21 protein-coding genes are annotated in these 18,585 nt (G+C 32.4%); 16 read left to right on the top strand and 5 right to left on the bottom strand.

From position 1 onward, the window contains the following. Nucleotides 1-58: 58 nt before the first annotated feature. Complete coding sequence (gene trxB / locus PQF96_RS10555) at nt 59-1,030, bottom strand: thioredoxin-disulfide reductase (RefSeq protein ID WP_109434545.1); 972 nt, start codon at nt 1,028-1,030, stop codon at nt 59-61. A 161-nt stretch (nt 1,031-1,191) separates the two neighbouring features. Between trxB and PQF96_RS10550 the strand changes: the two genes are divergently transcribed. After that, nucleotides 1,192-1,818, top strand: coding sequence for a trimeric intracellular cation channel family protein (locus PQF96_RS10550; protein WP_271766055.1), 627 nt, complete (start codon nt 1,192-1,194; stop codon nt 1,816-1,818). A 52-nt stretch (nt 1,819-1,870) separates the two neighbouring features. Further along, nucleotides 1,871-2,323, top strand: a complete 453-nt coding sequence (locus tag PQF96_RS10545) for a PaaI family thioesterase (protein ID WP_143915577.1) — start codon at nt 1,871-1,873, stop codon at nt 2,321-2,323. A 67-nt stretch (nt 2,324-2,390) separates the two neighbouring features. Here PQF96_RS10545 and PQF96_RS10540 read toward each other — a convergent pair whose 3' ends face one another. Further along, nucleotides 2,391-2,912, bottom strand: a complete 522-nt coding sequence (locus PQF96_RS10540; protein WP_271766054.1) for a fasciclin domain-containing protein — start codon at nt 2,910-2,912, stop codon at nt 2,391-2,393. A 117-nt stretch (nt 2,913-3,029) separates the two neighbouring features. On the opposite strand from PQF96_RS10540, the gene PQF96_RS10535 reads away from it, so the two are divergent. The 14 genes from PQF96_RS10535 (at nt 3,030) to PQF96_RS10470 (ending at nt 15,859) form a co-directional block, all read left to right on the top strand. Beyond that, on the top strand, nt 3,030-3,584 hold the full coding sequence (locus tag PQF96_RS10535; protein ID WP_271766053.1) for an RNA polymerase sigma factor: 555 nt from the start codon (nt 3,030-3,032) through the stop codon (nt 3,582-3,584). Next, nucleotides 3,557-4,369 carry an anti-sigma factor gene (locus PQF96_RS10530; protein WP_271766052.1) on the top strand — a complete coding sequence of 271 codons (813 nt, stop codon included), beginning with the start codon at nt 3,557-3,559 and terminating at the stop codon, nt 4,367-4,369. Before PQF96_RS10535 ends, PQF96_RS10530 begins: the two co-directional genes overlap by 28 nt. Further along, the gene (locus PQF96_RS10525) at nt 4,370-4,831 is read left to right on the top strand and encodes a GNAT family N-acetyltransferase (RefSeq protein WP_271766051.1); all 462 of its coding nucleotides are present in this window, start codon (nt 4,370-4,372) and stop codon (nt 4,829-4,831) included. It abuts the gene before it with no gap. A 24-nt stretch (nt 4,832-4,855) separates the two neighbouring features. Next, a complete protein-coding gene (locus PQF96_RS10520; protein WP_271766050.1) occupies nt 4,856-5,746 on the top strand; it encodes a ketopantoate reductase C-terminal domain-containing protein in 891 nt (296 codons plus the stop codon). Nucleotides 5,747-5,854: 108 nt separating this feature from the next. Beyond that, nucleotides 5,855-6,244, top strand: coding sequence for a hypothetical protein (locus tag PQF96_RS10515; protein WP_271766049.1), 390 nt, complete (start codon nt 5,855-5,857; stop codon nt 6,242-6,244). Nucleotides 6,245-6,408: 164 nt separating this feature from the next. Then, entirely contained in the window at nt 6,409-7,425 is a 1,017-nt protein-coding gene (locus tag PQF96_RS10510) for a transporter (RefSeq protein ID WP_271766048.1), read from the top strand. Between the two features lie 70 nt (nt 7,426-7,495). Beyond that, nucleotides 7,496-9,832 carry a TonB-dependent receptor domain-containing protein gene (locus tag PQF96_RS10505; RefSeq protein ID WP_271766047.1) on the top strand — a complete coding sequence of 779 codons (2,337 nt, stop codon included), beginning with the start codon at nt 7,496-7,498 and terminating at the stop codon, nt 9,830-9,832. A 62-nt stretch (nt 9,833-9,894) separates the two neighbouring features. Beyond that, a complete protein-coding gene (locus PQF96_RS10500; RefSeq protein ID WP_271766046.1) occupies nt 9,895-11,154 on the top strand; it encodes a PepSY-associated TM helix domain-containing protein in 1,260 nt (419 codons plus the stop codon). A 16-nt stretch (nt 11,155-11,170) separates the two neighbouring features. Beyond that, nucleotides 11,171-11,914, top strand: a complete 744-nt coding sequence (locus PQF96_RS10495) for a PepSY domain-containing protein (protein ID WP_271766045.1) — start codon at nt 11,171-11,173, stop codon at nt 11,912-11,914. Nucleotides 11,915-11,924: 10 nt separating this feature from the next. Then, nucleotides 11,925-12,053, top strand: coding sequence for a hypothetical protein (locus PQF96_RS10490; RefSeq protein WP_255412207.1), 129 nt, complete (start codon nt 11,925-11,927; stop codon nt 12,051-12,053). An 84-nt stretch (nt 12,054-12,137) separates the two neighbouring features. Continuing rightward, a complete protein-coding gene (locus PQF96_RS10485; protein WP_143915583.1) occupies nt 12,138-12,572 on the top strand; it encodes a hypothetical protein in 435 nt (144 codons plus the stop codon). A gap of 68 nt (nt 12,573-12,640) precedes the next feature. After that, nucleotides 12,641-13,462: an OmpA/MotB family protein gene (locus tag PQF96_RS10480; RefSeq protein ID WP_271766044.1), complete on the top strand. Its 822-nt coding sequence runs from the start codon at nt 12,641-12,643 to the stop codon at nt 13,460-13,462. 191 nt (nt 13,463-13,653) lie between these two features. Then, nucleotides 13,654-14,613, top strand: coding sequence for a bifunctional helix-turn-helix transcriptional regulator/GNAT family N-acetyltransferase (locus tag PQF96_RS10475; protein WP_271766043.1), 960 nt, complete (start codon nt 13,654-13,656; stop codon nt 14,611-14,613). 325 nt (nt 14,614-14,938) lie between these two features. After that, on the top strand, nt 14,939-15,859 hold the full coding sequence (locus PQF96_RS10470) for a hypothetical protein (protein ID WP_271766042.1): 921 nt from the start codon (nt 14,939-14,941) through the stop codon (nt 15,857-15,859). A gap of 13 nt (nt 15,860-15,872) precedes the next feature. Here the strand turns inward: PQF96_RS10470 and PQF96_RS10465 are convergent, their stop codons facing one another. The 3 genes from PQF96_RS10465 to PQF96_RS10455 all read right to left on the bottom strand — a co-directional run bounded on the left by PQF96_RS10465 (nt 15,873) and on the right by PQF96_RS10455 (nt 18,504). After that, nucleotides 15,873-17,072 (bottom strand): serine hydrolase domain-containing protein, encoded by a 1,200-nt coding sequence (locus tag PQF96_RS10465; protein WP_271766041.1) that lies wholly within the window; start codon nt 17,070-17,072, stop codon nt 15,873-15,875. Between the two features lie 28 nt (nt 17,073-17,100). After that, nucleotides 17,101-18,009 (bottom strand): 3-keto-disaccharide hydrolase, encoded by a 909-nt coding sequence (locus PQF96_RS10460; RefSeq protein WP_271766040.1) that lies wholly within the window; start codon nt 18,007-18,009, stop codon nt 17,101-17,103. Nucleotides 18,010-18,120: 111 nt separating this feature from the next. Then, nucleotides 18,121-18,504 carry a hypothetical protein gene (locus PQF96_RS10455; protein ID WP_271766039.1) on the bottom strand — a complete coding sequence of 128 codons (384 nt, stop codon included), beginning with the start codon at nt 18,502-18,504 and terminating at the stop codon, nt 18,121-18,123. Between the last annotated feature and the right edge of the window lie 81 nt (nt 18,505-18,585).

Genomic DNA, 18,585 nt, shown 5'->3' with positions numbered 1-18,585 from the left:
TTTTAAGTAAAAAACCCGCCAAATAGCGGGTTTTTTAATGCTTTATCTTATCAAACAATTATGATGCAGAAACTTCTTCATTAGTTTCAACCGTCGCCAAGTATCGTTCTGCATCTAATGCTGCCATACATCCAGTTCCGGCAGCAGTAACTGCTTGTCTATATTCTTTATCCTGTACATCTCCTGAAGCAAATACTCCTGGGATATTCGTTTTTGTGGATTTACCTTCGGTAATAAGATACCCTGTATCATCCATATCTAACTGTCCTTTAAATATATCAGTATTAGGTTTATGACCAATAGCAATAAATAAACCGGTGATTGAAATATCTTCTTTCTCTCCAGTTTGGTTATTCACCATTCGTAATCCTTCTACTACCTGATCCCCTAATACTTCATCTACCTCTGTATTATATAATACTTTAAGGTTTGGTGTATTATTAACTCTATGTTGCATCGCTTTAGAAGCTCTCATATAATCCTTACGAACTAACATGGTTACACTAGAGCAGATATTCGCCAGATACGTAGCTTCTTCTGCAGCGGTATCCCCTGCTCCAACAATAGCAACATCCTGTCCTTTATAGAAAAAACCATCACAAACTGCACATGCAGATACTCCACCACCTCTAAGCTTTTGCTCACTTGGTAGTCCAAGATATTTTGCAGTAGCTCCAGTAGAAATAATTACTGTTTCTGCTTCTATTTGAGTAGAATTATCAACAGTAACCTTATGAATTCCTCCTTGTTCCTTACTAAATTCTACAGAAGTAACCATTCCAATACGTACTTCTGTACCAAAACGTTCTGCTTGTTGTTGTAGCTGTACCATCATGGTTGGTCCATCTATTCCTTCAGGATATCCAGGGAAATTATCTACTTCTGTAGTGGTAGTTAATTGTCCTCCTGGTTCCATACCAGTATACATAATTGGTTTAAGATCAGCTCTTGCTGCGTATATCGCTGCTGTATATCCCGCAGGTCCAGAACCTATAATAAGACATTTTATTCTTTCTATTGTATCAGACATATTCTTTTCATTTTGTTATGATGTAAAAGTAGCAATTTGATCAGAAACCTTACATTAAAGTTATTAAGAATTGTTATTAACCTATAAAGTTCAATTATTGAATTTTTTCTTCATACTCAATACTATTACATTTACATTCTATAAAATTCCCTGATAAGATTATGACTTTTTTTGATGTATTAGATATTTTAGGAACTGTTGCATTTGCAATATCTGGAGCGCTAAGTGCTATGAATCGAAGATTTGACCTTTTTGGTATTTTTATTATTGCCTTTGTAACGGCAATTGGAGGAGGTACAATTCGTGATATACTTATCGGAAATACGCCAGTTTCATGGATGCAAAATATTACCACTATGTATTTGATAAGTGGAGTAACCATATTTTCTATTATTTTTAGAAATAAACTGGATTATCTTAAAGGATCACTTTTTTTATTCGATACTATTGGATTAGGAATTTTTACCATTACAGGAGTAGAAACAGGAATCAACGCAGGATTAGAACCAATTGTATCTATTGCTCTAGGAGCCACAACCGGCTGTTTTGGAGGGGTAATTCGTGATATTTTATGTAATGAAATCCCAGTGATTTTCAGAAAAGAAATATATGCAACAGCATCTATAGCAGGTGGGATATGTTTTATGGTTCTATATTCATTAGATTTGGATCAAAATATAACATATATTTCTACCGCCCTTTTAATCATTATAATTAGATTACTGGTAGTAAAATATAGAGTATCCTTACCTTTATTTACTATTGCAGACAGAAATACTATTCAATGAATTTATAGTACCTTTTATGTATTAATTTTATAACACATCTTATCTGTTAATAATGAAATTCGAACCTAAATCAGATCATTATCATAAAAAAGTAAGAGAGAGTTTTGAGCGTCAGAAATTTATGAAGCTAATAAATGCTAAATTAATAGATGTTCAACCTGGATATTGTGAAATCCATGTCCCATATGATTCTAATCTCACACAACAACATGGTTTTTTTCATGCAGGAGTAATTAGTACGATAGCAGATAATACTGCTGGTTATGCAGGTTTTTCATTAATGGAGAAAGATTCTTCTGTATTAACTGTAGAATTTAAGATCAATTTAATGGCTCCAGGAGATGGCGAATTGCTTATTGGGAAATCAACCGTTTTAAAAAATGGTAGAACATTAACGATATGTAGATCTGAAATATTTATTGTTAAAAATGGGAAAGAAAAACTATGTGCTGCCGCGCAAATAACATTAATTGAACTCAAAAACAGCACCGATGGCAGTACTTAAGATCAATTTAAAAATAAAAAAGCGTCGTTTATAACGACGCTTTTAACAGAAAAACCAAATTAATACCTTACTTAGGCATTACCACATCACTAATAATATGGATTACTCCATTATTAGCCATCACATCTGTTTTTACGATCTGACTGTATTTTCCATTTTGATCTTTCAACCAAATCTTACCATCCTTTTTTATAACATTAATTTTGGCACCACTTAGGGTAGTTAGTTCTACTTTTCCTTTTCCCTTTTTCAGAGCATTTACAACATCCTCTGCTGCAAGTTTTCCACTTATTACATGATAAGTAAGAATCGAAGTTAATTTTTGTTTGTTTGCAGGCTCTAACAGAGAATTCAATGTTTTTGCATCTATTTTAGCAAAAGCATCATTAGTTGGAGCAAAAACGGTAAAAGGACCATCTCCTTTTAATGCTTTCACTAGATCTGCAGCTTTTAAGGCAGTAACTAATGTAGAAAAATCATCTACAGATACCGCTACATCAACAATATCCTTGTTTGATTGTTGTGCAGATAGAGATTGTACGAATAAAAATAAAATAAGTGTTGAAATAACAAAAGCTAATTTTTTCATGATTTTTGTTTTAATAGTTAAACTTTTTTTGTGCTTTACATTATCATATACACATGTTTTATAGTTTTGGATGAGGTTGGGTTGTTTTTTTATTAAATTTGAATAATCTCACTCCACATGCAAGATGATTTAGAGCTTATAAAACGATTACAGAAAAAAGATCCGAAAGCGTTGTCTATAATATATGACAGGTATTCTGGCGCTTTGTACGGTGTAATTCTTCGTATCTGTAAAGATGAAACTCAAGCTCAGGACTTATTACAAGAAACATTTTTGAAAATTTGGGAAAAATCAAATTCTTACGACTTTAAAAAAGGAAAATTCTTTACATGGTCATATCGAATTGCAAAAAACAGTACTTTAAATGCATTACGAAATCCTTCTAAACTCATCCAAAATGAGGATTTGAGTGTATATAAAAATAAAGAAACTTTTGAGCCCGAATTAGATACAATGCAATTGAATGGTTCATTGAAGAAACTTGAGCCTCATCATCAAAGGGCAATAGAATTAGTTTACTTTAATGGACTTACACATCGAGAAGCTCATGAAGAAATGAATGTACCATTAGGAACTTTTAAGTCTTATATTAGACAAGCATTAAAAAAATTAAGAGAAGAATATGAGAAGGGATTGATTATAGTATGGATGATTATAGAAAAGATGATATGATGGATAGAAATTCTATAAAAAATACAGGGATATTAGAACAATATTTGTTGGGAGAACTCTCGGAAGATCAATGTATCAAAATCGAGAACATGCTTAATGAAGATGAAGAGTTACGTGAATATTTTAATAAAATAGAAGATGACTTTGAAAAATTAGCTTTCGAAAATGCTATTGCACCTCCACCTGAGATAAAAGTATCTTTAATGGATACTATTGAAAATGCAAATGCTTTAGAAGATAAAAAAACAATCCCGATCAATAACAAAAATAAAACTCGTATTTATCTTAATATAGCGGCAAGCATAGCTGTTCTTTGTATGTTAGGTTCTGGTTGGCTGTATATGCAATGGCAGGATTCCAAAAAAAATCTAGAAATTGTAGAAAATGAGACTTCCAATTTACAAAATCGCATAACAATTCTAGAAGAGAACCTAAACGAAATTAGTACCTGGTATGGTGCAATTAATAACCCGAATACAATACAATTGGTATTAAAAGGAAATGAGATTTCTCCAAGTTCTAATGCGATCACATATGTCAATCACAATGAAAAAATTGTGATTCTAAATCCCGAAGGACTAGCTAAACTAAAAGATGATGAAACATACCAAATGTGGGCAGATGTAGATGGTGAAATGATTGATATGGGTATCATCCCTAGAGATAAAAAAATGATTGCTATGAAATATATTGATGATGCTTCATCTATTAATATTACTATAGAACCAGCAGGAGGAAATGACCATCCAACCGTAGAGCGTTTAATTTCTAATGTATTATTATAAGTGATAAAATTTAGAGAAGCAACTCAAGAAGATCTTTCGACAATCATACACATGATTGCAAATGACGATCTCGGCAAAACCAGAGAAAACTTTCAAACCCCATTACCCAAAGAATATGTCGATGCTTTTGTTGCTATACATCGTGATCCCAATCAGGAATTAATAGTGGTAGAAAATGTTAATTCTCAAATTATAGGAACACTTCAGCTCACTTTTATTCAATATCTCACGTATCAAGGTGGAATACGAGTTCAAATTGAAGCCGTTAGAATTCGAGATGATCAAAGAGGCAAAGGAATAGGTCAAGAAATGTTTGCATGGGCTATAGAGCGCGCCAAACAAAGAGGTGCTCACGTATTACAACTTACAACAGATAAAAAAAGACCCGAAGCAATCAAGTTTTATAAAAAACTTGGATTTAAAGATTCTCATGAAGGTATGAAACTTCATTTTTCTGTTTAACATATTAGATTAAGTAGTCAAAAAATGGATACTAAAACAATAGGTATTTTAGGCATAGGAGCAATTGGATCTGTAATTGCATCTTTGATAAATCCTCAATACCTGCCAAATACATATCACTATAACAGGTCACCAAGAGAAACGATTAAAATAAAAAGAAATAATATAAAAATTGAGTTCTCAATACGTTGTGATATTTACATTGATAAAAAACAACATTTAGATTGGTTGATTATTTGTCTAAAAGAATATCAATTCGAGAATGCAAAAGAATGGTTATCCAAACTCATTGGTCCTTCAACAAAAATTGTGGTAATTCGTAATGGTTTGCAACTAAAAGAACCTATCCTAGAATTTACTTCAGAAAATTATATTGTAGAATGTATGATCGATTGTCCTGTGCAACCGGGCTCTGATGGATTTTATGAACAGTTAAGAAAACCAACTATTACAATTTCTAAAAAAGAAGCACTAAAAGAGTTCTCTGATTTATTTAATAAAAAAGAACTTTGTATCAAAACTACTTCTGATTTTAAAACCGAAAGCTGGAAAAAAGTATGTGAAAGCTCAACTTTAGGAGCCATTCTATGCTTAACAGGAGAAACATGCTGGGTTTTCAAAGATCCAAAAATGCAAGAGCTCTATAAGATCTTGCTTATCGAAGGTATTAATGTTGCAAAAGCTGATGGAGCCAATATTAATGATTCTTTTATTGATGAAATGTTTGACAAACTCATCAAATACCCGGACACAAAAGGAAGTTCTATGCTAACCGATAGACGCAATGGTAATCCAATTGAATTAGGAGCCAAAAATGGTGTAATCAAAAAAAAAGGAGCTTTCTATCATATTAACACTCCTTTTACTAATTTGATTTGCAGTATCCTAAGTAAAATAAATCGCTCTCCAAAATAGCGTTATATAATAATTACTGCAGTGTTATTTTTTACCAAAATCTTACGTTTTTTTAAGATAAAATAATAATTCTAATTTGTACTTTTGCAGCAAATTTAACGTGTATTGATGAGAATATTTTTCTCCATACTTTTATTTGCTTCTTTTGCCATACGGCCCATGATACAAATCAGTACCGTTCTATATTATCAGCTTAACATTGATATTATAGTAGAAAAGTATTGTGTCAATAAAGAACGGCCAAGGCTAAATTGTAACGGAAAATGTTATTTAATGAGTCAGATGAAAGCCAAAACGCAACCATCTTCAGAGGATTCTTCTGGCACCATTGTAATTACCGAAGCTTTTATTCCGCTTTTTTTTCAGGATCATACAGTACAGATAAAAAACACAAATCCTTTCATTTCTGAGTATACTCAAAACTGGAAAGTAAAATATTTACATACAAAAGCAATTTCCAAAGATATCGACCACCCTCCTGAGTATATCCTTTCATAATTATTCTAACATACTTTTGAATTTACTTTTGAATACGAATCAATTCCTATTCAGCATGTATTAATGCAAAAAATTCAAACCTTTTAAATATCATAACAATGATGACTCCTCTGTATACCTAAAAGTAAACAGTTGGAGAGCATCGTAATAATTCATTCTATAAGATGAAAAAACACATATATGCCCTACTCTTAGCGGCTACTCAAATAATATTTGCTCAAGAAGAAAATAAATGGTCAGGAGCACGACCAGATGGCCATGCCCCCATCTCTGTAATGGGAGATCATACTCATGGAAAGGGAGAAGTAATGTTCTCCTACCGATATATGTATATGAACATGGATGAACTTAATAGAGGAAGCGAAAATGTCCCCTTCTCTAATGCATTACGTCCCAATGACGTTTATATGGTTACTCCAACTAGTATGCCTATGAATATGCATATGCTGGGGGCTATGTATGCACCAAGTGATAAAATCACTTTAGTAGGAATGGTTAATTATCTATCAAGTGAAATGGATCATGTGACCGCTATGGGAGGATCATTTACTACTCAGTCTTCTGGTTTTGGCGACACAAAAGTTTCTGCACTTTATAAGTTTTTTAACAAAAACACTCAACAATTACATGCACAAGTTGGTCTATCAATTCCTACTGGTAGTATTGATGAAGAAGATGTTACTCCTGCATCTTCTCCTAATGAAGTAATCCTCCCCTATCCTATGCAAATAGGAAGTGGAACATGGGATGCCGAGCTAGCTTTAACCTATCTAAAACAATGGGGAACTCTTTCTTTTGGATCACAAGCCAGAACTACACTACGTACAGGAAAAAATGACAATAACTATCGTCTGGGAAACAAATACAGCATCAATAATTGGGTAGCAGTGAAAGCTCTGGATTGGTTAAGTTTTTCGGGAAGAATAGAATTAGGTGCAATTGATAAAATCGAAGGTATTAATCCTGTGCTTAATCCAATGATGGTTATTACAGCCGATACTGCTAATTCAGGAATGACATATGCAAATGCTGGTCTTGGCTTTAATTTGTATGCTTTTAAAGGAACCCTGAAAGATCTTCGATTAGGTTTTGAAGCTGCATTACCGGTATTTCAAAACATGAACGGAGTACAGCTTAGGACCAAAGAAACATTAACATTAGGGCTGCAATACGCTTTATAGAACATAAAAATCATAAAAAATTAAACATGGTTTATTGATTTCAAAAAAGCATGTTAAGAGAATACAAAAAATGAAAAACACATTAGTTTTTATAATTACCCTATGTTTAGGGATACATAGTTATGCCCAACAATCATACGAAGGAAAAATAGTTGATCAATCTAACAACCCTTTACTTGGCGCTACTATCATAGCATCAGAGAATAATGCCAACGGAGTGATGAGTAATGAAGAGGGAGTATTTAAAATTACTCTTGAAAATTCTGCTGATGTTACTGTTAGCTTTTTAGGATACAATACTAAAAAAGTATCCTTAACAGGTACTTTTAATGTGATTAGATTAACTACAGACAATGTAACTTTAGAGGAAGTTCTAGTAACTTCGGCAAGTAGAGAAATTCAAAAACGTTCTGAGGTTCCGGGATCCATTGCTACCATCAACGCTAGAGCAATGAAAGAAACTAAAGCATTTGGTATCGATCAATTGGTCAATCAAGTTCCTGGAGTGTTCATGTCCACATCAAGAGCAGCTAGTAATGAACAGCATTTTATGGCCGTTCGCTCTCCTATCTCAACCAAAGCATTGTTTTTATATCTTGAAGACGGTCTGCAAATTCGTCCAACTTCAGTCTTTAATCACAATGCATTATTAGAAATGAATGATATTGCTTTTGGTCGAGTTGAAGTTCTAAAAGGACCAGCATCCAGTATTTATGGCAGCGAAGCTATAGGAGGAAGTTTTAATTTTATTACTAAAAACCCAACCGAAGATCTAAGCGGTAGTGTTGGTTTTCAGACTAACGATTTGGGATTAACCCGATATGATTTTGAAGTATCGGATCAAGCAAGTAAAAAATTTGGTTTTTATCTTGGAGGACAATATGTACAACGTGAAGACGGTCCAATAGAGCATAGTAATTATGAAAAAACAGCAGTTACCTTTAAAACAGTGTATGATATTAATCAGACAACAAAATGGACTACCGTTTTTGATATTGTAGATTATAGATCCGATATGACAGGCTCTTTAAGTGAAGCTGATTATAATGGAGGAAACTATGAAAGTGATCAAACGTTTACCGAACGGGAAGCTCTTTCTTTTAGAGTTAGAACTACATTAGACAAATACTGGAATGATAATAATAAAACCTCATTCAATACTATAGTGCGAAACAATCGAATGGATCAAAATCCATCATATAGAGTTCGACAATTTAGAAATCAAGGACAGTTGACTGGTTCTGGATCTGGAGAAATTAATTCTAATCAATTTAAAAGTTATGTAGGGTTGATTCAACATAAAATTGATTTTAGTTTTGCCAATTCATCTTTAATTTTCGGAGGTACAGTAGACTACTCGCCACAAGATTATATAGCAGAAACTATTAACGTAACTGTAGATCCTGAAACAGGAAGAAATTTGGATTTCAGCATTAATTCAGGAGATTTTATCCTTAATTATGAAGCTAATATTTTTAACTATGCTGGGTTTTTCCAATATGAAATTTCGCCTATCAAAGCGTTAAAGGTTACCGCTGCTCTTCGGTATGATGGCTTTGAGTATGATTATGATAATCTGGCTGATGGAATTGTTGGAGTAGATGATGCTGTGGATAATTTTAATAACCTAACTCCAAAACTTGGTTTTAATTATAATGTAAATTCAAAAACCGGACTATATGCAAACTATTCTCAAGGGTTTGCGCCACCACAAGTATCTACCTTATATCGAAACAGGAATGAACTTCGAGGAATAAAGCCCAGTCGTTATAATAACTATGAGGTTGGGGGTTATTTCACCATACCTGCAAAACTAAAATTAGATGCAGCTATTTACCTTCTTGAAGGTAATAATACTCTAATTACTCTTAGAGATGAAAACGATCAGTTTTTTAACACCAATGCAGGAAAAACAAGATCATATGGTATTGAATATGGCATCACATGGTTTCCCATAAAAGAATTATCTATATCTCATAATGGTAGTTATGCACAGCACAGATATGTCGAATTTTTTGACGGAGGTATCGATTATTCTGACACAGATAGAGAAACTGCTCCTAACCTATTAGGATCTTCTTTAATTACCTATAGAAAAAATCTCGAAAACAACCTCGGATTTAGTATTAGTGCAGAATACGAATTAGTCGGTGAATATAACACTAGTTTTGAAGGACAAGTGAACAATCAGGATGGCACTTTTGGCACCGAAACATACAAGGGACATTCTGTTTTTAATCTTAGAGCTACTATCAACTATAAAGGTTTTGAAGTTTGGGGTCATGCACTTAATGTCTTTGATGAACTCTATGCTGCAAGAGCATCTTTTAATAGGTTTAGAGGAGAAAATAGCTTTACAATTGGAAACCCGAGAGCTTTTCATCTTGGTGCACGATATAATTTCTAACAACCAATCCAACCAGCCTTCCTGGATTATTTATATCTGGGAGGGCTAATCTTAATTGAGAAATGAAAAAAAATGAAAAACTAAATACATGGCTCTGGAAATGGCATTTTATCGCCGGATTAATCTCCCTTCCATTTATTCTTATACTTTCTATAACAGGAGGAATATATCTTTTTAAAGCAGATTATGAAAAGCCAAGGCAAAAGCATATCAAAGAAGTAGCTGTAGCAATAGATCGTATTTCATTAGATCAACAATGGCAAATTGCCAATAAAAATGCTGTAAAAAAACCAAACGCTTTACTATTACCAACTTCAAAACATCATGCTACCGAATTTATCTCTGGTCGTTTTAGTGGACAAAGTAGCGTGTTTGTAAACCCATATACAGGAGAAATCTCTGGGGAGATTGTGACAAAAGAAACCGATATGTATACCATTAGAAAATTACATGGTGAATTACTCATGGGCAAATTTGGCACCAAAATAGTAGAACTTATTGCTAGTTGGATGCTGGTTCTAATCCTTACAGGTCTATACGTCTGGTGGCCGGGAAGAGGCTGGAAACTCAAAGGTTTTTTCATTCCGAGAATTGGCGAAGGTAAAAGAACATTTTTCAGGGATATGCATTCGATATCTGGGTTTTGGATTTCTGGTTTATTAATCCTCATTTTGGCTGGGGCTTTTCCATGGACCGATGTTGTTGGAGGGAACTTTAAAAAATTACAGGAAATGACAAATACCGGTTACCCCGATAGTTGGAAAGGTCACCAATTACAATCTCAACACAAAGCAGAGCCTATAACATTAGATCAAATTGCTATCAAAGCTGAAGCACTCCATCTTACAGGAACGGTAAAAATCCATTTTCCAAAAGGTCCTCAAGGAGTTTTTAGCGTATCTAACAATAACCCATCTGATTTGAACTCTCAAAAAAAGATTCATTTTGATCAATACTCTGGAAAACAGATTTTATCTAATGATTGGCAAGATGTAGGAGTATTAATGCGAGGGCGAATGTGGGTGATGGCTTTTCATCAAGGAGAATTTGGAGTTTGGAATTGGTGGTTAATGTTTTTTACGGCAATAACCTTGACTATAATGAGTGGCTCGGCTCTGATTTCTTACATACTTAGAAAACGTAAAGGATCATGGGGAATACCAAAAGTACCCATCACTTTTAAAATTGGATATGGAATTATAATAATTATAGGAATTCTAGGTTTAGTATTCCCATTATTTGGCGCAAGTATAATCATTCTTTTAATTGTTGAGTATATCAGAACCATAAAGAAAAAGAGAAAGACAATACTTTCTGCTTAATAAAAAATTATAGAGAATGAAGAAAAGTAAAGTAGTACGTTTAACTCGTAAATGGCATCGTTACCTTGGTATCATCCTTGGAATTCAATTTTTACTTTGGACCGTAGGCGGACTCTATTTTAGTTGGACGAATATTGATGAAATAAGAGGGGATCATTTAAAAAAGAACGCTCCAATATTGCCGAAGGATATCAATTACGTTTCTCCAAAAGATTTTTTAGATCAACATCTTGTAAAGAACGATAGTGTAGTATCATTAGAACTTACAACGATACTGATGGACCCAATATATCGTATTGAGATCACTAATAAAGGGGAGAGAAAAGTAGTATTAATAAATGCTGAAAATGGAAATCTGAGAAAACCACTTCAGGAAAACGAAGCTATCCAACTTGCTAAAAATAAGTTGAATATAAAAGCTCCAGTAACAGAAGTTGAATATCTCACCTCAACAGGAAATCATCACGAATACCGTAATCGGCCATTACCAGCCTATGCTATTTCATTTAGTGAACCAGCAAATACTACGATATATGTATCGGTAACATACGGAAATGTTCAAACGTTTAGAAACAATAAATGGCGAATCTTTGATTTTTTATGGATGTTGCATACCATGGACTATCAGGAACGTGATGACTTTAATAACCTCTTACTTAGAGCATTTTCTTTTTTTGGCATCTTCACCATTCTTTCTGGATTTACACTTTATATTTTGACTTCAAAGACATTCAATCGTAAAAAAACAAATAAACTTTAAAATTTAATATATGCTAACTTATATTTTAATTACAGCAATTTCATTTTGTGTTTTTCAAATTATTCTTCAATTACGTAAAATGAATGATATAGGAAACCAATACTATGAAGCAAAACTTAAACGTGAAGAGGAAAAATAATATCTTTGAAAAAAACAAACATCCTTTATTAAGGTTGCCTTTTAATACAAAATGAAATAAAAATCACATAAAAAAATTATACTTATGAAATCATCGTTTATATACTCAGCCTTACTACTATTATTAGTATGCACATCCTGTAATCAACTTTCTAAAGAAGAACAAGAATTTGATATTCTGATGCAAAAAATAATTGATGTGCATGATGAAGTCATGCCCAAAATGGGGGAAATGAGTAGTCTAATTAAAGAATTAGAAACCAAAGTAGATACCACAGCACAAGGACAATCCTATGCAAAAGCACAACAAGATGTAAAAGATGCATATGATTTTATGATGAGTTGGATGAGTGAATTTAGTGATACTTTTCCGCATCAAGAAGAAGACCAAAAAGTAGACAAAGAAAAGATGTCTTCTCAGATGAAATTACTGCAAGAAGAAGAGGTTAAAGTAAATAAACTTAAAGACCAAATTAACGCTAGTATTGAAAATGCGAAACAAATCTTGAAAAAGTCATAAAGGTCACTTGCTTTGTTATTTATAAAAATGTTTTACTTTAGCGGTTGCAACAAATCATATTAAAACCAATGAGAAAAATTATTGTATTTGCATCTGTACTGTTTATTTCAGTTTCATCCATGCAAGCTCAGAAAAAAAAGGATCTTCTTGATGAAATAACCAAATTAAGGAATGAGCTAAAAACCACAAAAGGTGAGTTGAATGATTCTCGCAACAAAGAGAAAGCGACCTTAACTCAGGTTGCTACTATGGAAGCTCAGGTAAAAGATCTTAAAGACACCAATGCTTCTCTTTTGAGCAACATGAGTAATTTTACACAGTTATCAAATCAAAAAGCTAAAAACTTAGAAACATCTCTTAAAAGTCTTCAGGAAAAAGATAGACAACTTAAGTTAATAAATGATGCTATTGGGAAAAACGATTCTCTTAAGCTAGCTACATTAACAGTGTTTAAAAATGCTTTAGGAGGAGAAGGAAATATCGGAGTACAAAATGGCATGGTATTAATTGTATTGCCTAATGCCACACTATTTGGGAATGATGATAGTCATAAAGTAGACGATAAAGGTAAAGGTGTTTTAGGAAAGATTGCTAATGCATTAAAAGCTAAACCAGGTTTAAAAATAATCGTTGAAGGAAATAGTAATGCTATTAGTTTCAAAGATAAAAGCATCAGTGACAACTGGGATCTTAGTGCAAAACAAGCAGCTGCCATTGTCAGAGCTTTGCAAATTGACCATAAAGTAGATCCTAAAAGAATGGAAGTGCTTGCAAAAAGTGAATACGGATCTGAAAGTATAGAGACCGCTACAAGAATTATAATTGATCCTAAGTTTGATGAGTTTTATAGCCTTGTAAAAGAAAATATGAAAAACGGTCCAAAAGAATAAATTATTCTAATGATATATATAAATCCGGTCCTTTTGACCGGATTTTTTATATACGTACTTAAGAGTTGTATCCTAATTATATACATTCATCAATACCAATTTCATTTTCTTAAAATAATGTCTATTCAAGTTTTAATTTTGAAAAAATAAAATATATCCATATTTTTACGTAATCAGTTACGTAAATAGTTATGAAAACAGATTTTTTTAATAATGTTGGTATTATGGCAATTGGCACAAGGCTAAGAATGCTAAGTGAACAAATGGCAAAAGACGCTGATAAAATTTATGAACTGTATCATGTAGATTTAAAACCAAAATGGTTTCCTGTATTTTATGTAGTATCTGAAAACGGAGAAAAATCAATTACAGAAATAGCAATAGAGATCGGTCACTCACACCCATCTGTAAGCAAAACTGTTCGTGAGATGGTAAAAGAAAAGATTCTATTAGAAAAGAAAGATAAAAACGACGCAAGAAAAAATAATGTAGCATTAGGTCCTAAAGGGAAACAAATGGCAAATCAAATTCGAGATCAATACATTGATGTAAGAAAGGCTGTAGAGGAAACACTAGACCAAAGTACCTACAATATGTGGCATGCTATTGAAGAATTTGAACTTTTATTGGATCAAAAATCAATGTTTCAAAGAGTTAAGGAAGAGAAAAAACATCGAGAAGCAGCAAATATTAAGATTGTATCCTATGAACCAAAATATAGAATACCATTTAAAGAGCTTAATGAAGAATGGATTACTAATTTTTTCACTATGGAGGAAGCCGACCATAGAGCTTTGGATAGTCCAGAAGAATATATATTAGATCGTGGGGGTGAGATTTTAATTGCGCTGTATAAAGATGAACCTGTTGGTGTGTGTGCTTTGATAAAAATGAATCATCCAAATTATGATTTTGAATTGGCAAAAATGGCAGTTTCTCCAAAGGCAAAAGGCAAAGGCATTGGCTTTCTTTTAGGTGAAGCTATACTTAAAAAAGCAAAATCTTTGGGAGCTCAAAATATATATTTAGAAAGCAATACTGTACTAAAACCGGCTATTAATTTATACTACAAACTAGGATTTAAAAAAGTAATTGGTATACCTACCCCATACCAACGATGTAATATTCAAATGGAATTTAAACTACACTAAGATGTAGCTATAATTTCGGCGCTAAAAAAGAGTTGAATTATAAAATCCTTCATAATGGATTTGTTTACATGTTTTACCTCAACTCTCTGCGCCGAATTATAGCTTACTAATATAAAAAAGTTTTTTAAGTCTAATTAGAATATATATTCTATGGATTGAAAAAAACAGAAGAACATTCGAAACATGATGCACAAAAGGTTCTAACATTAGCTCTTAAAAACACATGGCATTACCGTATTCTTTTTAAGGTTTTTGTATTGTATTTTCTTAATTATTTTTATTTTAGTAATTCTAGAGACCCATTCACACAGGATACACTAACTTTATGAGGCTAAATTACAGAATTTTAACACTGCTGATTGTAGTAAGTTCCTTTCTCTTCGGGGTAAAGGCACAAAATGATCTTGCACAATTAGAACTAAAAGGATCAGTAAAATCTTTAAAAGAAATAACTTATCACGCTACTCTAGATCCAAAAAATAATATCATACAAAAAGATAGTTTTAATCAGGCGATTGAACTGGTCTTTATTCAAAGTGGGCGTTTATTAAAAAAAAGCCACTGGTTTGATACCAAAAAAAATATGGGTTCAAAACATACCTATACATATGATACTTTGGGGTTTCTAAACAAGATATATAATTACTCTCTTGATGATCATCAAGAATCTGAAACAGTTTACACTTATAACTCACAAGGAGAAAAGATACGAACTCAAGAATTTATCGATGGTAAATTAAGTCAGGATTTCTCATATAAATACAATTCTAAAGGTCAGGTTATAGAATTCATCGAACATAGTATCAATGGAAAGTTTATCATTGAGAAAACTATATTTATCTATAGTGGCCCTAACGTTTTTGAAAAAAAGATTTATAATCTTGCCAACCAGTTAGAGTCTGTGCAGACTTGTACATATGATAGTAATGGAAATAATTTTATCGACGAACATAGAAATGGTGTTGGTGAAGTAGATTTACGAGTACATTATACGTATGAGAATAATAAATTGCATGAAACCAATGAATATTGGTTTAATAAATCAAAAACCACACATTATAAAATGACTTATAATGAGCATGGTGACCAAATTGAAAGTCATATGTACTACTCTGATGCAACACCTACCGAGTACAACAGTACGACATATGAATATGACAACAATAACAATTGGATTAAAAAAATAGTGTATAAAAATGAAATTCCAATGCTCGTATGTGAACGAGAGATTGCTTATTATGAATAATCAAGTAATTAACTTAGAGTCTAGCTTCATACTTTTCTAATGTTTTCCAGATGTCTATAAATTCATTTATCCCTTCCTTTTTTAGATCTGTATTTACGATAAGAATTTTCCCTATTTTGGTTTTAGTATTAAAAAACATGTATGATGCTACTCCAGGATCTCCCCCTGTATGTCCCATTTGCCCCTGAGCAGAAATCCCCATAAATATCCCCATATTATATTCATCATTGTAAGGGCCTTCATTTCGCTCTTCAAAATTTTCGTCTGTTAGTTGTGCTTTGAACAACTCTTTATAGCTCTCTTTCTTTAGTATATTCCCCTCTCCATTATAACCTGAAATCAATTCTATGAGGTATTTCCCTAAATTCTCAGAAGAAGTAATTAAGCTCCCATCAGGGTAATTTATCAATTGGTAAAATGCCAATTCTTTTTCTGTAGTCGAATATAATTTAGAATGTTTTGAGAAATCCACTTCACTAGAAAACCATCCCGTTTCAGACATCTGTAAAGGCTTAAAAATATGAGTCTTTGTAAATTCATTAAATGGTTCGTTTGTTGCTTTTTCGATAATAAAAGCAGCTAATCCAGCAGCAACATTCGAGTATTTAAATTTTTCTCCAGGTTTATTCTTTAAAAAATTATTCTTCTTGTACCAGTCCCCTTTTTTACTTAAAATTTTTCTCAAAAATGCTTCTTGAGTCATCATTTCATCAGGAGACCGAAAATTGGTATTTACTGTAGCTCCACCATTTTCCTTTTCTTTTAGAATGTATCCATTCTTCTCATATCGCGGAGAATCTTTTATAGTAGATGTATGTGTTGCTAACTGTCGTATCGTTATAGATGTATTTGGAAAATAAGGATTCGTCACTTCAAATGGTAGGTACTCATTTATTGGGTCATCCAACTTAAGTTTACCTAATTCCTGAGCCTTAAGTAAAGCTATACCAATAAATGTCTTAGAAACTGAAGCAATACTCTGAATAGAGTTTTTTGAGTATTCCTGATGTTCTTTCTTATTAGAATATCCATATCCTTTTGTAAATAGAATATCATTTTGATTCACAATTGCAACAGAAAATCCAGTTATATAACCACGTGAATAAATTTGTTCTAATTCTTCAATAAGCTTATTCTGTATTGAATCATTCACTTGACTATATCCTGAATACATCAAAATGGCCACGACTAGAATACTAATTCTTTTTTTCATTTAGCTTTACGGTATATTTCGTTCTAATTTAGAAATAAGTTTTATAATTTGATGATAACGAATCTAATCCTCTAATTCTTATATCTTTAAAATGGATTTCGGCCGCTTCACTTTGTAACTGAATCTTTCCTGCTGTTAAAGGAACCATTTCTCCTTGTGAATTTAGATATCTGGAATTCTTAAGAACCATCACTACATTTCCATTAACAATATGAAGACTTTTATCTTTATAACAAATCAAATCCAGAGTATTCCATTCTCCATGAAGCTTCTCATAATCATTACTCCTAAGACAATAGTTTTTATAAGGTCCTCCTTCACCAATATGTAAATAGTCCTGATGTTCATTAGCCATTGGATTCATTATATATTCTGGAGTATATGCTCGTATATCGATTGCCGACGTAGCCTGATTCCAATAATCTCCTGTATGTCCCTGCATGATTTGAAATTCCTGAGACAGCATCCACGTTCTCCAATGCTCAGCTCCAACTGGTCCAATAGAATGATATAATATTCCTGAATCTTTAAGTAATGATTCTCGTGGAGTCCATTTTTTATCTCCCCATTTGAACTTCAACTGTAAATGATAATCCTTATATTCTTCTTTAGAAATCAAACATCCATAATATTCTCCACTTACTTTAATGATTTCATCCTCTCCTTCCTTAACAGTAGTAAATACTTTATATTCTGACTTGTTCATTCCTATCGGATCTATCAAAGTTCCATCTTCATTTTTTGGTGCAGAACCATCATAACCCTTTTGATGTTTAAAACTTAAGTAGGTATCCCAATTCGATAATTCCTCATCTATTAAATATTTCCATTGTACTTCTTTGGTAATATTCTGTTGCTCATCTTTAGGAGAGTCAGAACAAGAAATGATAATCGATAGAATACATACACACAATACTCGTATTTGAATGTTATTCATTATTGCAAGTGTTATGTTAATTCATATTTTTTTCTATTTAGTCTTGCTATACGTTAAATATATGGTAAGTATGATAGAAAACAAACGATTATTATGGATAGAATCTCAAAATTAATCTTTTCTGTAGGTTAATTCGGAAACTGTTTTTAATTCAATACATACCAGAATTAGGATTACCACAATTTCAAACAAAAAATACATTAAGCCCAAATTTGTTAGTTTTTGATAATAACAAATCACTAAACCAATGGTCAAACAACAATATATCAGATTTGCACTAATTATACCTATCAGGTATGGTCTCCAGTTTTTGGTAAGTTGTAAATGACAGTAAAATGAATACAAGGCAAACATGCAAGCAATAAAAGACAGACCATACAGCACTTTTGGAGGCATTCCAAAAATAGGTTCCAATCTTGCTAATACCAAGCCTAAGAATATAGCAGTTATCAATGCTCCCATACTATCTATAAAAAAAATCTTTTTTGGTTTCAAAGTTATTTTATTTAAGAAATTCGTAAGAATCATCAGTATGTTTTTCAGTTCCTTAATGTTTTATTTCTATTCATTAATTTA

Origin of the sequence: Aquimarina algiphila (genome assembly GCF_947494415.1) — a bacterium.
Taxonomy (GTDB): Bacteria; Bacteroidota; Bacteroidia; order Flavobacteriales; family Flavobacteriaceae; genus Aquimarina; species Aquimarina algiphila.
Note: the sequence above shows the minus strand (reverse complement) of the source record. Positions and strands in the feature narration are given on the sequence as shown.